We start from the raw sequence: 16,225 nt of genomic DNA, 5'->3' as shown, positions 1-16,225 counted from the left end.
TGAGGGGCGATGGCGACGTTCACGGACTCGAGTTGGTGACGTAGCGCTCCATGATAGATCTCCCATCTGGGCTGCATTGGCTCTCGATTCTTGCCGGCATGGAGTGGCCGGAGGGCAATGAAGACGAGATGTGGGCCATGGCCGAGGACTGGCGCACGGCCGCAGATGGTCTTCGTGGCCTGGTAGACGACGTCGACGCCGCCAAAGATGCTGCGTTCAAGGCATATCCGCAGGGCGACGGCGTCGAGGACATGCTCAAGGCCTTCGAGGGGATGGCCCGCGGCGACCAGTCGGTGACCAAGCTGGGCGAACTGTTCGACATCCTCGGCGACTCGGTGTATCAGACCGGCACCGAGATCGAATACACCAAGATCATGTTCCTGTCCTCGCTGGGCTTGCTGGCGCTGGAAATCGCTGCGGCGTGGATCTTTCCGCCGACAGCGCCCGCGGTGGAGGCCGCCGCGATCGGCGTGACCCGCGTGGTGGCGCGGGGAATCTTCGGGCGCGTGCTGGCCGCGATCCTGCGACACGGCGCGAAGGCCGTGATCACCCGGGTCCTGAAGTTCATCGGCCAGCACGTCGCGATCGACACGGCGCTGGGCACCCTGCAGGAACTCGGCGTCCAGCAGTGGCAGGTGGATCAGGGCCACCGCAAGGAGGTCGACTGGAACCAGGTCAAGGCGGCCGCGGTCTCCTCCGCCGCCGGTGGTCTGGCGGCCGGGCCGTTCGGCCACTTCCTCGGCAAGCGGCTCGGCGACGGGATGTCGCCCTGGCTCAAGGGTGCGATCACCGGCACCGGTGCCGGCCTGGTCGGCGCGGGCGGCGGCATGCTCGGCCAATTCGGGTACGAGGGCATGACCCAGGGGTGGGATCAGGCCTGGAACAACCTGAAGACCGCGGCGTCCGACCCGCTCATGTGGAGTGCGGGTGCCACCAACGGCGGGCTTTCGGGGCTGAACAAGGCCGGGGCGAATTCCGCGTGGTCGGCGATGAAGCCCGGGTTGTTCGAGCGCCCCAGCTTCAGCTCGCAGGTTCGCGATGCCATGCCCGGCCACGACCTCGGAACGTTCGGGCAGAACGACGGTGCGGGCGGCGACGGGTCGTCCAACCGTCCCGGCGGCGAGGGCGAGAACCGGGCCGGAGCCGACGACGAGGCGACCGGTGCCGGTGGTGACGACGGCGTGCGCGCGGGTGCGGGCGACGACACCATGGGCGACCAGGGCTCGGGTGAGTCGCGGGCCGGCGCGGGTGACGACGGCCAGTCGATGCGCCCCGCCGGTAGCACGCAGTCGCCCGAAGGCGAAGCCCAAGGGCCGACGAATTCCGAAGAGGGACGGGCGAATCAGCAGTCCGGCGACGACGGACAGTCCTCGGCAGAGGGCGGCGCGGGTGCTGGACGACAGGATTCCAAGCCCGAGGTGCAGGGCGGTGAATCGCAGGCAGGCGACGGCGGTCGTCAGGACGGCAGCGGCCGTGCCGAAGGGGAAAGCCCTGCGGCACAGTCGGATTCCGGGCAGGACAAGTCCCGGGCGGGCGAGGCCGACCAGGCCGACGGCGCGAGCGTCGGCGAGGGCACGCGCACCGACGCGCAGTCGAGTGGTCAGCCGGTGACGCAGGTCAACGATTCTCCGGCGACCAACCGGGACACCGCGACGCAGGCCGGGGCGCCGGTCGGCGCGGGTATGACAGGTGCCGGGCCCGCGGCGACGGCGGGGCCCTCGCCTGCCGCGACCGGTCAGGCGCCGGTCACCAATCAGGCCGCGACGCCGACGACCGGTCAGCCCGCCGCAAGCGCCGCTCAATCACCCACTGCGCCAACGCAATCGACGCCGCAGCAGTCGACGCCGGGCCAGCAGGCGCCCGCGCAGGGTTCGCAGCCGGCGGCCCGCCCCGGCGCTCCGGAAGTCCGCGCGGGGCTGACCGACGGTGTACAGCCCGGATCCGACATTCGTTCCGGCGCACCGGAAGTCAGAACCGACAACCCGACTGTCGATGAGTCGAGGGTGGCGGACCCGCAGGGCACCGCCGAAGATCCCGGCGCGACGAGTCGACCCGATGGTGAGAGTCGCGCGGGTGTCGGTGAACAGCGTGGCGCCGGTGTGGCAGAGACGCCGCTGCAGGGGTTGCAGGCCGCGCCGGGCGAAGCGCCGCCGACCCGCGCGGGCGAGCCCGAGGCAATCGCCGACCGGACTCGTGCCGGGGATTCGGAGGTTCGGCCGGAGTCCGACCCGCTGGCTGATATTCCGCCGGTGGTGCCTATCGTCGGTGCGGATCCGGGCGCGAGCCCGGCTCGGCCGGGCCCGGAGACAGGTCGTCCCGGGCGACCGGGCGCCGACGACGCCGCCTCGCCGAGGGACCGCGCCGACTCCGGCGATGATCGCAGGCAACCGCAGCCAGACGACAACGACAGCGGCCCCGTCTACGACACCCAGCTGCCCAATGGTCAAGGCGTCGTGCACCATCCGACCGGCACGGCCATCGGTGAGGACGCCCGCACGCACCGGGTGAGCGAGAACGTCCGCAACGACGGCTCCCACGACGTGGTCGTGCACGGGCGGCGCGACGGTTCGGTGACGCCGAGCAACGGGGACCCGGTCCACCCGCGCGACATCGTCGACGCGATCCGCAGCAACCCGAATTACGTTCCAGGAACGCCGATCCGGCTGCTCTCCTGCCACGCGGGCAACAGCAAGGGCTGGGCGCAGTACATCGCCGACCAGCTCGGGGTCGATGTCACCGCGCCGACCGATCGCGTCGGTGTGCGGCGCGAGCCGGGCTCGGACCCGGTGATCGATCGCGGTGGCAAGTGGCGCACGTTCAGCCCGGAGTCCGCGACGACACCGAGCGATACACCTTCGCCCAGAACGGATTCCGATTCGTCCGATCCTCGCGATCGTGACACTCTCGACGGCGACGGCCCACCACTGGATCGCGATCTCGTCGACTTCATGAGCGACCAGGACCCGCCGACCCGCCCGACCGCGATGTCGTTCCTCCAACCCGAACCCGGGACCGTCAACGCACCGTTCAGCCGAACGCCCGGTGTCGACGCGCATCTGCTGGGCGTGCTGGATCCGAACGACCCGATGGTGCAGACCGCGGGCGACCCACCCCGGATCACCCATGTCGGCGGGGAGCCGATCGACGAGTTCTCCCACCGGCTCAGCGAGGAGCGTGGCCAGGCGTTCGTCGACGCGTCCACGCCGGACGCGGCCCTGGTCGCCGACTACGAGCAGCACAAGGCCCAGCAGCAGGCGCTGGAAACCGCGAAGTCCGACAAGGGCCGGGCGGTGCGCGATGCCGCGATGGCCCTCAAGGACGCCCGGGCAGCACACACCCGCGCGGTCGAGGCCGCCGCGGACGCACGCAACCGTGGCGCCGCGGACGCCGACGCGCTCGACCGCGCCGCCGCGGACGCCGCGGACGGGGTGCAACGCGCGGAAGCAGGCGTCGCGGACGCCAAGCAGCAGGCCGCGGCGGCCAAGACCGCCCTCGACAACTTCCTGGCCGCCGACGCGGCCGAAGCCGAGGCAGGCAATTCGCCCGCCAAGCGCTTGGAGAAGGCCGAAGCCGAGCGGCTGCCCGGCAAGCGGCGGGGCCACGTCACATCCATCACCATCGACCGCCTGACCGGTCGCGTGTACGAGGCCGCCAACGGCACCTCCGAGCAGCGCATCCACCCCAGCGAGCTGCACCCGACGCTGCACGATAACGTCGCCCGCTACCAGGACCCCACCGACGCCTACCACAACGGGCGCGACCCGGCCCATTTCCCGCACACGGACAACCCGCTGGGCCACGCCGAAGTGCGCGGCACCAACGCCGCGCTGCACGACCGGGAACTGCTCAACCAGCAGCGTGGGCCGGACGACCAGCTGCCGACCGATTTCGACGGCCTGGCCTCCATTCTCAACTCGCCGTTCGTCCCCAGTCGTGGCGTCGAAGCGCCCTGCTGCGCCAACTGCACCCGGGTGGTGCAGGGCACCGAGAGCACCGCGGGCCACATCATCGACGAAGGGGCACCCCGGGTCGACCCGCTGCGGCACGCCGATCTCGAACAGGCGGCCAGGGACGGCAATCCCATCGAACCCCGGTTGGTCTCACCCGAATACCCGGAGACCGACTTCATGGGCGACGACGATGATGTCGCCGGTCCGGATCGCGGGTCCGATGATTCGGTGCCGCCGGGGATGTTCCGTGGGGAAGATGGGCTGTTGCACCGGCCCGGTGATCGAACAGACAGTTATCGGGATCCGGATGGGACCTGGCATCACGTCGATGACCCGGCGGACACCAAGCGCAATGTGAAGTTCGGGTTGTACGGTCCCGATGGTTCGTTCATCAAGGACCACCTGAGTAGCGCCGACTACCTGTACGACGCGATGAAGGGCGATTCGGACTCGCACGAGATGCGCGATCCGGACCGGGCGGCCGAGCTGGAAGCCGCGTCGGAGCGGCGCCTCGAACTGCAAACCGAACGTGACGGCGTTCGGACCGAGCTCAAAAAGCTCATGGCCGAGTTCGAGATCAAAGAGGCGAAAGAGCTCGCTCCCAAGCGTCTTTCCGAAGCGATCCAGAACCTGCGCCAGGAAATCCGGTCCGATGCCACCCTGAGCCCGGACGAACGGACCGCCAGGCTCGAGCTGCTCGGCGATCTGGAAGACACCGCCACCGACTACAACGACCTCGGTCGCGAGATGATCGAGGTGTCCAAGACGCTCGGCGAGGTAGCCGGAATCGACTTCGCGCTCGATCCGGACGCCCGCCCGCGGGCCGTGCTGCTGACGCCGTTCGACGGGGCATTCGACGGCGCCGGTGTGGTCGACATCGCTGCCTACGTCCCGCGCGCGGACGCCGACTCGGCGCCGACCCTGGTCGTCGTCGAGGCCAAGGGTGTGGGCTCGGTCCTCGGCGGTTCCAAAATCGCACAGGCGGAACAGGGTTCGCCGGAATACCTGCGGCGCACCTTGGACATGGATCGCAATCTCGCGCAGATCCTCAACGAGACTCCCGGCCAGATGGTGGCCCGGGGCATCGACCCCGACAGCGCCGAGGGCCGCGCGCTGACCGACGCCGTCGCCGACCTGCGGCAAGCGATGGAAGACGGGACCCTGCAGGTCGAGTACCGGCTGGTACATACTGCCGCCGACGGAACGATCACCGTCACCGAGCTGTTGCTCCAGCGCGACGGCGTGAATGTGCTCGCCGATGTTCCGTTGCCGTTCGGCGCCGATCCGAATGCGCTCGACCGTGGCGATGACTCGCGCGACGACGACATCGATTTCATGGATGACGACGACCTGCCGCCCAGCGATACACCGGATACACGGGACAGCGATCCGCCTGAGCTGGCCCCCGCGATGTCGAAGGTCCAACCGGTGCCCGCCGTCGGCGAAGAGCTGGGTTCGAGCGACGTGCCCGCCGCGAAGGCGCACCTGCTCGGCGAGCTGACCGGCGACATAGTCCGGGATGCCGACGGTTACATCACCAAGGTCGACGGTGAGTACGTCGACGAACTCGTGCGCCGGGTGGCTGCCGAGCGGTTGCCTTTGTACGCGGCGGTCAGCGAAACGGCGGACCGGCAGAAGGCTGCCGATATCGCGGCGACCAAGCCGGAAAAGGCCCGTCTCGCTGATGAATTGGACGCCGCCAAGCGTGCGCGAGGCATCGCGAATCGCAATCTGAAAGGTGCGGCGCCCGAGGATCTCAGTACCTTGACCGAGATTCGCGACCAGGCGAATGAAAAGTTCGAAGCCTTGGAGAAGAAGGCCGCGGCGGCGAAATCCGCGTTCGGTGAGGCGAATGGGCGGGCGAACCCGATCGGACCCGTGGTGGCCGTCACGATCGATCGTCTGACCGGGCGTGTCTATGAAGCGGCGAATGGCGCGCCGGAATCCGGCCTCCGCGTCGCTGACCTGCATCCGAGGTTGTACGAAAACGCCGAAGCGACCGGTCAAGATATGGCCGAGCTGGCCAAGGGCAACAAGGACGCGACGGTGTGGGATCACGGCGACGATCCGCTTCGCCATGCCGAGGTCCGCACGACCAACGAAGCGCTGCACGATCGCGAACGAAACGGTGAGCGCACCGATCGCGCCTCGATGGCGGCGCTCGTTCACGCACCCACGAATCTCAAGTCGGCCGAAGGCGTCGTGTGCTGTGCGAACTGCACCCGAATGGTCTCCGGGACGGAGAGCGCCGAAGGCTTCTCCCGCAGGCACGCCGAGGGTGTGCCGCAAGACATTGTCGATGCCGAACTCCGCGCAGACCTCGAAGGCTCGGCGAATCCGGATGGCACGCCGAGGAAGCCACCCCTTGTCTCTTGGGACGGTGCGCTGCGGGCCGATACCGACTTCATGGGTGACGAAGACGGCGAAACACGGAACCGGAAACCGGATTTCGCTGACCCGGAGCCTGAACCGACGCAGCGCGAGGTCCGCGTCGAGCTGGGTGCGAACGGAGAAGTCGTCGCGCTGCACATCCAGCTGGCCGACGGGCAGTGGGTGGTCGCGCGGAACGACGGCGACGAGGCCACGCAGAATGTGCCCGCGCGCAATGACGCCGACATTCCCGAAGTCGACAACCGGAATGCCCTGCGGAAACTGGTCGACGATCTCAATGCCGGGTATCAGGGGCTGAATCTCAAGTACCCGTCCGGATCGGGTCTCGACGGGCGCGGACAGACCGCGCTGCGCGACGGCGTCAGTGGCGGCGCGCATCTGCTGACCGACCCGCCCGCGTCGCCGGCACCCGCGCATCCCGCGCCGCCGGTGGACGGTCCGATGATCAGCGAACCGCCGCCCGGCGCAGGCGATCCCGCGTTGAACGTGGCGCGGATCGGCAAGGAGGGGCTCACCTGGTACCACAACCGTGAGCACATTCCGGTTATCGGCGGGATACTGGGACGCGAGGCGGATTCGGCAGGCGATTACCGCCCGGTGTACTTCCCCGACGGCACCGAATACCGGCCGTGGATTTCCGACGCCGATCCGAATGCGGTGCGCGACACCGTGCTCAGCGAGCTGCGGGCCAACCGGATGGACGCCGACGAGGTCCGCGACATCCTGAAGCAACTGTTCGCCGATGCTCGCGATCCGCGGCTGCGCCAAGACCTGATCGACGATCTGGAATTCAACGGACTCATCGACACCGACGAAGCGCGGGCGATGGAGGACACACCCGTTCCGCCCGTCGAGACGCCGCCGGAACAGCAGGGTCCGCCGCCCGAGGGCGAGACGCTGGCCGAGATGGCCGAGCGGCTCGGTATCGATCTCGACGGTGAGGGAGCTCGGGATGTGCGCCGGGCGATCGATCTCCAGAGTCACCGGCTGCTGCGCGAGATCGGTGCGATCGAGGGCCTGGCCGACGCGGCACGCCGAGCCGACGAGGAACAGACCCGCCCGTACCGGCGCGCGGATCATCCCGCCGATCCGGCACCTGCCCCTGACGACCGGACCCTGCACGGACCGGACCGTCTGCGCGAGCTCGAGTCGGACGAACCACGCGACGACGCCGACTATTACGACGACGACGACGAACCGGGCGGCGCCGACCCATCGCGGAGTCACTGGGGCGACACCAGCGCCCCACGCCCGGTGCCGTTCTCGCGGGAGGTCAGCTTCCTCGACAAGGATCCGCTCGGCCGGTTCCTGCGCGACCTGATCGTCGCCTTCGAGGGCGTCACCTCGCTGCGCGACTACGACCGGGTCGGCAACGGCGCGGACCGGCTGCCCGAATGGGCCAGCTTCTCCGATGATCGGGAGCCGGGCCGGGACGAGGCGCGGGCCCGCGAGTTCTTCGAACACGCGCTGCGCCGCGACCAGCTGCGTGACGAATTGTCCGGCTGGGCGGCGATGTTCGGCCGTGACCTCAGCGATCTGTCCGGCGATCGCATGGAGCCGACGCTCAACGAGCTGCGTGACGCGGCACGGCAGCGGGCACAGAACCTCGCCGATTTCATCGCCGCCGCGCAGCCGATCCTGCAGGGTGACGGCGCCGAACCGGTGGGCAAGTCCTACGGTGATCAGGTCGCGCGGGTGCCCGATGCCGACGGCGGGCCGGACCGGTTGCTGGTTGTCGACGGTGCGCTCGACCGTGAGGAGGCGCTGGCCCGCGCGCTGCGGGACAACCCGGAGCTGGCGATCGACATCGACAACGGGGTACTGCGGCCCGACTTCCGGGCCGTGCACGCCGACGGCGCGGGCAGGCAGTTCCTCGATCCGGTGGCCACACCGGAGGTGCAGCACATTCGGCGCACCGTGGACGGCGCCGAACTGCAGGTGACGATGATGCGCGGCGAGGACGGCGAGTGGCGCCCGGTCCAGGCGACACCGGAACCGCCGCCCGCCCCGCGCGACCGTGCGGACATGGTGCGCGAAATCGTCGATCTGGCACGGCAACTCGGTCTGGGTCCGGCCGCGCTGCACCCGGACAATATCGACGCCACCATCCGTGCGCTGCACCTGGACAACGCGGTACGCGCGGGGCAGGCCGAGGCGCTGTTCGATTACGCCCGCACGATGGCCGACATCGAGACCTTCTACCTGATCGGTGACGCGCGCGATCAGCTGACATCGCGGCTCGGTATCGCGCAGAGCGAGCTCACGCCGAGGCGGATCGCCGAGGCCCTGACCGATCCGAAACAGCGGCGCGGCAAACGCCAGCAGCAGTTCGAAGACCTGCTCGACGGGCAGCAGCGCGAACCGAGCAAGACCGCGGGCTACTCCCAGCAGCTGCGCAACGTCGACGCGGCCGCGGTCAAGGCGGCGCAGGAAGCGCTGATCAAGGCACTGAGCCCGGGGAATCCGGAGGCGCTGCGCCCGAAGGTCAGCAAGACCGACCCGCGCACCGGCCGGTCGAAGGTCGGCCCGGCCGAGAGCGGCATCGATCCGGCCAAGCTGCGCAAACTCGTCACGCGGATGCACCGGCTCGGCGCGGGCGACCATGCGCGGGAGGCGCTGGCCGCCTACGCCGACGCGCTGATGCGCATCGACCCCTACACCGATCATCCCGCGGGCACCAGAGCGGCTGATCCGCGCACCACCGGCGACCCGCACATCTACGACCGCGACGCGATCCACGGCCTGCGTGATGTGGTCGGCGCCGCCGAGCCCGGTGCGAATCCCGCCGATTTCGCCGCCCAGGTCGCAGGCAACATCGCCCGCTCCTATGGCGCGGACGAGCCGGTCGGCCCGAATGATCCACGACCACAGCCGAATCGGGACTGGGCACGCTTGGTCGGAGTGGATGTGTCCACCGCCGACGGTGCGAAGTTCGTCGAGATCTACGAGGCCTACCGCGACGGCAAGATCGAGAAGCACGAGGGACTGAGCCCGGAGAAGCTGGCCGCCGAGATCGCGGCCATCCGCGAGGAGATCCGCCTCAGAACCGAGCAGCTCGAGCAGCTGAAGGCGCTCACCGACGAGTTCTACCGGCCGGTGGCCGACCTGCCGGCCGCCGAGGGAACGCCGGCCAGAGAGCACCCCGGCTCGCAGCCCGACGCGTTGCCCGAGGGGCGGCGCGGACTGCCCGCGGCGCCGGAGAGTGGCAAGCCGGGCGGGGGTCCGCGACCGGTTGGCCCGCAACCGGATTCGGGCCGACCCGATTCCGAGGTGCCGCCCGAACGCGGCCGCGACCTCGACGATCGGGCCGACGCGAAGCTCGACCAGACCATGCGCAAGCTGGACGAGGTCGCCGGCGAACTGGCCGAACCGATTCCCTCGCTGGACGATCTGGTCGGACCGGGCGAGCCGGTCGATCCGCTGGCGATGATCGACGACGCCGTCGAACGCCAGAACAAGCTGCACGACCAGGCGGACGAGCGCCGCGCCGACGGCGCCGATGCCGCGCTGGAGGACACGCTGCGTGATCTCGACGGTGTCGACGCGGATCTGGCCGCGTTGGAGTCGTACCTGCGCGCCCAACGGGATTTCGACGCCGCGCAGGCGGACATCGCCGCCAGGTTCGAGGAACTGGCGGCCAGGGACGCGGAGACCGCCGCGCAGCGTGGCGATGACGCCGACGCGGATTTCGCCGTGCGCGCGGCCGACCTGGCCGCGCTCGAGTCCTACCTCGCCGCGCAGCAGCAGTTCGACGCGCTGCGTGCCGAACTCGCCGAGGCCGCGCAGACACGGCCCGACGAGCTCGACGCCGAGGCGTTGGCCGACGCGCAGGCCCTCGAGTCGTATCTGCGGGCACAGCAGGAATTCGACGCTGCCCGTGCGGAAATGGCCGCCCGGTTCGCCGCCGCGGTCGAACGGCAGGGTGGTGACTCGACGCCGGGCAGTGGGGACGGGTCGACAAGCGAGAGCGGCAACAGTTCGCGTTCTGAGGGCGGTTCCCGCGACAACGACGGTTCCCGCGACAACGACGGTTCCCGCGACAACGACGGTTCCCGCGACAACGACGGTTCGCGTGACGATGACGACGATTCGGGGGATCCGCCTGCGGCGCAGACGGCGCCCGGTGGCCCGCCGTCCAAGCCGCCGTCGCGTCCGCCGACCGCGCCGAGCCCGGAACCCGAAGAGCCGGCGAAGAATTCGTCGCCACTGGACTTCGGTCTGCCCAAGACGCCCGCCGAACTGGCCGTACCCGGCGACGCCGTGCTGGATCAGCCGGTCACCGACGGTGCCGACGCCGGCGACGCACCCCAGCGCGCGTACCAGCGCCGAGACTTCCTCAACGATGTCCACCAGTTCCTGCAGGAACTCAGCGATCTGCCGCCCTCGGCCACCGCCGACACGCCACCGCTCACCCCGGAGCAAGCCGAGCAGGTCCGTGTACTCGCCGAAGCGCTCGGCCTCGGTGACGCGCTCACCGGCCAGCGTGATCCGCTCGGAGCGCTCGCCGAGATCGCCGATATGGCGCGGGCCCGCGGATTCCTCGACAGCGCACTGGATCCCGATGCCGAACTCGGCACACCCATGCGGTATCCGGACGACTACGAGCCGCTCGACGTCGACGAGTTGCAGGACGGGCTGGACCACTGGCGGGTCGAGGGCGATCCGCAGGTGCGTGCCGAGATGGCCGAGGAACTGCGGCTGGCCGGACTCGACGACGCCCGACCCTCCGTCGGCGCCGATCCGGAGCCGAACCCGCAGGCCACGCCGCTGCACCCGTCCGCGATACTGCCGCCGGAAGACGGTGCGCGCCGGCCCGGCGGGCCGAGGATCGAGCCCGCGCAGCAGGCGATGGATCGCCTGGCCGCCAGGTTCGGTGTGGATCTCACCGATGCGGGTTCCCTCGACGCCGCCCGGTACCGCCAGTTGCTGCGGGCGGGTGCGGTCGAGGCGTTCGCCGCCGCGGTCCGGCATGCCGAGGCCGCCACCGATCCGCAGCAGCGGGCGCTGCGTGAGGCCATCGCTCGGCGCTGGGCGGCCCGGCTGGGACTGCCTGCCGACCCCGGTCTCGTCCGCGCCGCCGACGACCTCAACCGGTTGCGCGCAGGGGTGACGCGCGACGCCGGTGATATGGCGCACCTGTATCAGATGGTGCGCACCGAGCTCGACGACCGCGTGCTGTCGCTCGACGTCGACGGCGACAAGATGCTGGTGCGGCTGGTGGCCGACGGGCCCGACGCCTGGCATCTCGAACCACTCGCGCGCATCGAACCGAAGCCGTTCACCTCGACCGCGGACAAGGCGGTCGAGGTGCCGCCGAAGAAGAACTGGCTGCGCAAGCTGTGGGACCGGCTCGTCAATCGCGGCTACTACGGCGACAATCCGAAGTACCCGTCCGGATCGAGCATGGACGGTGCCGGTCAGTCGATGCTCGGCCACAGTGCCGGGCTGCCGTTGACTACGGTGAAGGACTCGACGCCAGGCCAGCCAGGTGGCGAATACGACCAGCTGCAGATCAAGTTCAATCCGGCGCGCATCCTCAAAGAGGGTGTGCTCATGTGGCAGAACCGCGAGCTGGTGCCGATCCTCAAGCACCTGTCCTCGCGGATCGCCGATCAGGCGGGCGAATTCCTGCCGCTGCGCAATCTCGACGGCAGCGAGTACAAGCCGTGGATCTCCGATGCCGACCCGCAGCTGCGCCGTCAGATCGAGCAGGACCTGCGCGACGCGGGGCTGGAGCATCTGCTCGAACCGGAGAGCTTGTCGCCCGGGGAGCTGGCTGCGCGGGAGCTGAAGGAACTCGCGGATTCTGATGAGCCGGTGCAGATTTCGAGCAAGGGCGAGGAAGTTCCCGCCGTTGCCGAACCGCTGCCGCCGTGGCTGCAGGATGTGGTCGACGCGGTCAACGGGCGAATCGCCGATGCGACCGTGCTCGAAGCGCTGGCCCGCGAACTCGGGGTCCAGCTCACCGATTTCAGTGAAGAAGGGCTGCGCAAGGCTGTCGCCGAGGCCGAATACCGGTTGCTGCGCCGCGACGGTGTGATCCAGGCGCTGGAAGCGGCCGCGCGATTCTTCAACGCCGAGCACGCGGACATCCCGTTCCGGCCCGCCAACTTCCACAGCAACGACCCGCTCGGCGCCTACCTCAAGGAAGTCGTCGCGGCCAAGGGCGACGAGTTCAGCTTGCGAATGCTCAACTGGCGCGGGGTGAACAACGGCGGCGAATGGGTCAACATCTGGGGCGATCTCAGCGACGACGGTGGCGATCCGACCGTGCACGCCGAGGACGCACGCAAGATCTTCGACGACGCGCTGCGCCGCGCCGGACTGCGTGACGAACGGTCCACCTGGGCACACCTGGCCGGGGCGGACCTGGAGGCGCTGGTCAACAATCTCGACGGCGAGATCGCGAGGCTGCGCGGGCAGCTGGACGACAACGTCGGAGTACTCGGTGAACTCACCCAGCGAGTAGCCGATTTGAACGACAGCGACAGCGGCGATCGGCTCGTCGTCGACCCCGAGAACGGCAAGATCGCGATCGTCGACACCGGGGCCGGACACGAGGCCGCGCTGGCCCGTGCGCTCGCCGATGCCGATGCCGACTTCATCGACCGGCTCAACCGTGGCGAGGTCGACATCGAGATCCGGGTGGTCGGGATCGATGACGGCGGCCGCGTGCACATCCTCGAGGTCGACGCGCCCGAGGTGCGGCACCTGCGCACCGAGGTGGACGGGCGCACGGTGGACGCGACGATGGTGCGCGACGGGACGCAGCCGTGGCGGATGATCGAGCGGCCGCCCACGGGCGCCGAGCCGGATGCCGGTCTTCCCGCCGTGGCGGATCACACGAATCAGCCTGTGCCGGAACCTCGTTCGCTGGCAGAGCTCCGGGCCGACATCGCCGAGGTGGCGCAGCGGCTCGGCATCGACGATCCGTCGAACCTGGCGGGGGAGCAGCTCGACACGCTGCTCGCCGAGCAGGAACGCGCCAATCAGGTGCGGGCCAGGCAGGTCGAGGGCTTGGTCGACTACGCGCGCAGCGCCGACGCGATCGACAACTTCAACGCGCTGCACAATGCGCGCAGTGCGTTGGCGCTGCGCTTCGGTGTCACGCCGGAGGCGCTCAGCCCTGACGTGATCGCCCGTGGGCTCGCCGATCCGGCGACGCGGGTGGAGCTGCATCGTCAGCGGTCGGCGAATCTCACCGATTACGCGAAGCTGCTGCGCGCACTCGACCCGGCGGCCGTCGACGCCGCCCGTGACGCGCTCGCCCCCCATCTCGGCCTGCCGCGCGGTGCGCTGCCGCTCGACGCGGCGGCGCTGGCCGAGGCGCTGTCCAACCGGGCCGCGCGCGGTGACATCGACGATCTCGTCGGGCCGCTCGCCGACTACGTGCGGGCGCTCGCGAAGGTCGATCCGTACGCCGACAACCTGGTCTACGACCCGGACACCGACCCGCGCGCCATCGGCGACGACCCTCCGGTGCACCCACGCGACGCCCTCGACTTCCTGCGCGAAGTGGGCGCCGACGACCTCGGCAACCGGTCGCCGCTACCAGCCGCCCCCGAGGACGCCGTCCCCGGACCGAGCCGCGACCACGCGCGTCTGCTCGGCGTCGACCTCACCGACGCCGACGACAAGCGGGTGGCACAGGTTTACGAGTGGTTCCGCGACGGCCGCATCGACAAGCACGAACGCCTGACCCTCGAACAGCTGGCGCGGGTGCACGAGGAGATCCGCGACGAGATCCGGCAGCGCGCCGCCGACATCGCCCGCCTGCGCGAGCTCCTCAACGAACCGTTCGTCACCGACCCCGAGATCGACGCGCCCACGTCCCCGCCCGCGGTAAACGGTGGGCCGACCCAGGGTGCCCCCACTCCGGATTCCCCCGCACTGCCCACACCTGATCCCGCCACGCCTGCGCGCCCCGGTACACCCGTGCCGCCGGCATTATCTGTGGGTTCGGATGTCAACGGCAACAACCAGGTTCCGCCGGCGTTGCCTGCGGGGCCGGATTCCAATGGCGACGTCGGCACGGGTCGGCCCGGTATTGCGGCTGGGCAGGCGGATCCGTCGTCCATCCCGCGTGAGCCTGGTGCGGATGTAGTTGTGGGCGAAGCGGATCCGGGCACACCGACATCGGGCGTTGAACAGGCCGATACTGGTCGGGTCGAACACGAAGGGTTCGACACGGGCCAGGGTGCGCGTCGGCCGTCGGTGGACGATCCGGATTCGGGTGTCGATGACGGTGAGCCGACCTCGGCCGGGGACTCGGACAAGGGTGGGGACAACGCTGATTCGGGGGATCCCGACAAGAGCTTCGACCTGGATCGGGACGGTGGTGCCGACGGGGACAGCCAGGGTCCGCCGCGGTCGCCCGATGGTGAGGGGCGGCCGGGAGTGCGCAGACAATTGCCGGGGTCGGCGATGCGTTCGCACATTCCGCATCCGCCGCACGAGTACGAGGTCGAGCTCGACGTGCCGGTGTTCGACGCCGTCCAATGGCCGGTGCCGCCGCTGGTGCTGACGCCGGAGACACCGCTGCCGCCGGAACCGCCGAGCCAGCCGGAACCGCCGCGCCCGCCGAGCCAGCCAAATCCGCCGTGCCCGCCGGATCAGCCGAATCCGTTCGTGCCACCGAAACCTCCTCTGCCGCCGGGCGAACCGCTGCCGCCGGGCGAACCGCTGCCGCCGGTTCCACCCGTGCCACCGTTGCCGCCCGCGCCGCCGGTACCGACGCTTCCGCCTGCGCCGACGCTTCCGCCTGCGCCGACGCTTCCGCCTGCGCCGACGCTTCCGCCTGCGCCGACGCTGCCGCCGGTACCGCCGCTGCCGCCGGTACCGACTGAGCCGCCGGTACCGACTGAGCCGCCGCTGCCACCTGTGCCGCCGTGGCCGACTGAGCCGACGCCGACTGAGCCGGCTCCGAACGAACCGACGGTGCCGTCGTGGCCGGTCCAGCCGACACCGCCGGGCGGAAATCCGAGTCTGCCGTCTCTTCCGCCGTGGGGAACGCAACCCCCTGGCTCGGGCATGCCGGATCAGCCGGGAGGCGGTCAGCCCTATCCGCCGGGTAGTGGCCAGCCGTACCAGCCGGGTAATGGTCAGCCGTACCAGCCGGGTAATGGTCAGCCGTTCCCGCCTGGAAGTGGGCAGCAGTACCCCCCGGGTAACGGTCAGCCGTTCCCCGGTAGCGGTCAGCCGTACCCCGGCAACGGTCAGCCGTACGCGCCTGGAAGTGGTCACCCGTACCCACCCGGTAACGGTCAGCCGTACGTGCCGGGCAATGGTCACCCTCCGGGCAATGGCCAGCTCTACCCTCCGGTGAGCGGAAACCCGGCCCTCGACCAATCCGGTTGGCAGCAGCCGGGTACCGGTAATCCGCAGGGTGGTGCGCCGATGTATCCGCCGCCCGCGATGCCGCCTGCCGGCGGGCAGGGCGATACCCGCAGGCCTTATCGGCCGGAGTATCAGCCGCCGACCGAGCACATCGTGCTGCTCGTCCGTCCGTACGGCGGTGGCGTGCTGGCCGAGTTCGATCCGCGGTCCGGTTCGTTGCGGCCCGCGGCGCCGGGACAACTCGGCGCCGACGGCCTGTACGCCGATCTCGGTGGGGTGACGGTGATCTTCTATCGGCTCGCCGATCGGCTGATGGTGCAGGTCGGTGCACAGCCGATCGAGCTCACCTGGGCCGCGCACGTGGGCTGGGAGCGTTCACGGCAGCGGATGACGCGGTTCACGGTCGCGGTCGACGGCAGGCCGATGGGTGAGCTGATCTACCGTTCGCTGCCGCCGGAGCTGGACCTCGGCCTGCTGATCCGTAACGTGGTTGCCGATCCGGCGGGCCGGATGACAATCTTCAGCGACCGAGTCTGATGCGATCGGAG

At 69.9% G+C, this 16,225-nt stretch carries 1 protein-coding gene; it reads left to right on the top strand.

The features are described 5' to 3' along the window. Positions 1-98: 98 nt before the first annotated feature. The gene (locus ACFQ9R_RS25125; protein ID WP_378993635.1) at positions 99-16,214 is read left to right on the top strand and encodes a hypothetical protein; all 16,116 of its coding nucleotides are present in this window, start codon (positions 99-101) and stop codon (positions 16,212-16,214) included. The last annotated feature ends 11 nt before the right edge of the window (positions 16,215-16,225 follow it).

It is taken from the genome of Nocardia sp. NPDC056541 (assembly GCF_042794235.1).
GTDB lineage: Bacteria > Actinomycetota > Actinomycetes > Mycobacteriales > Mycobacteriaceae > Nocardia.
The sequence above is the reverse complement of the archived record's forward strand: the minus strand, read 5'-3'. Positions and strand labels throughout refer to the sequence as shown.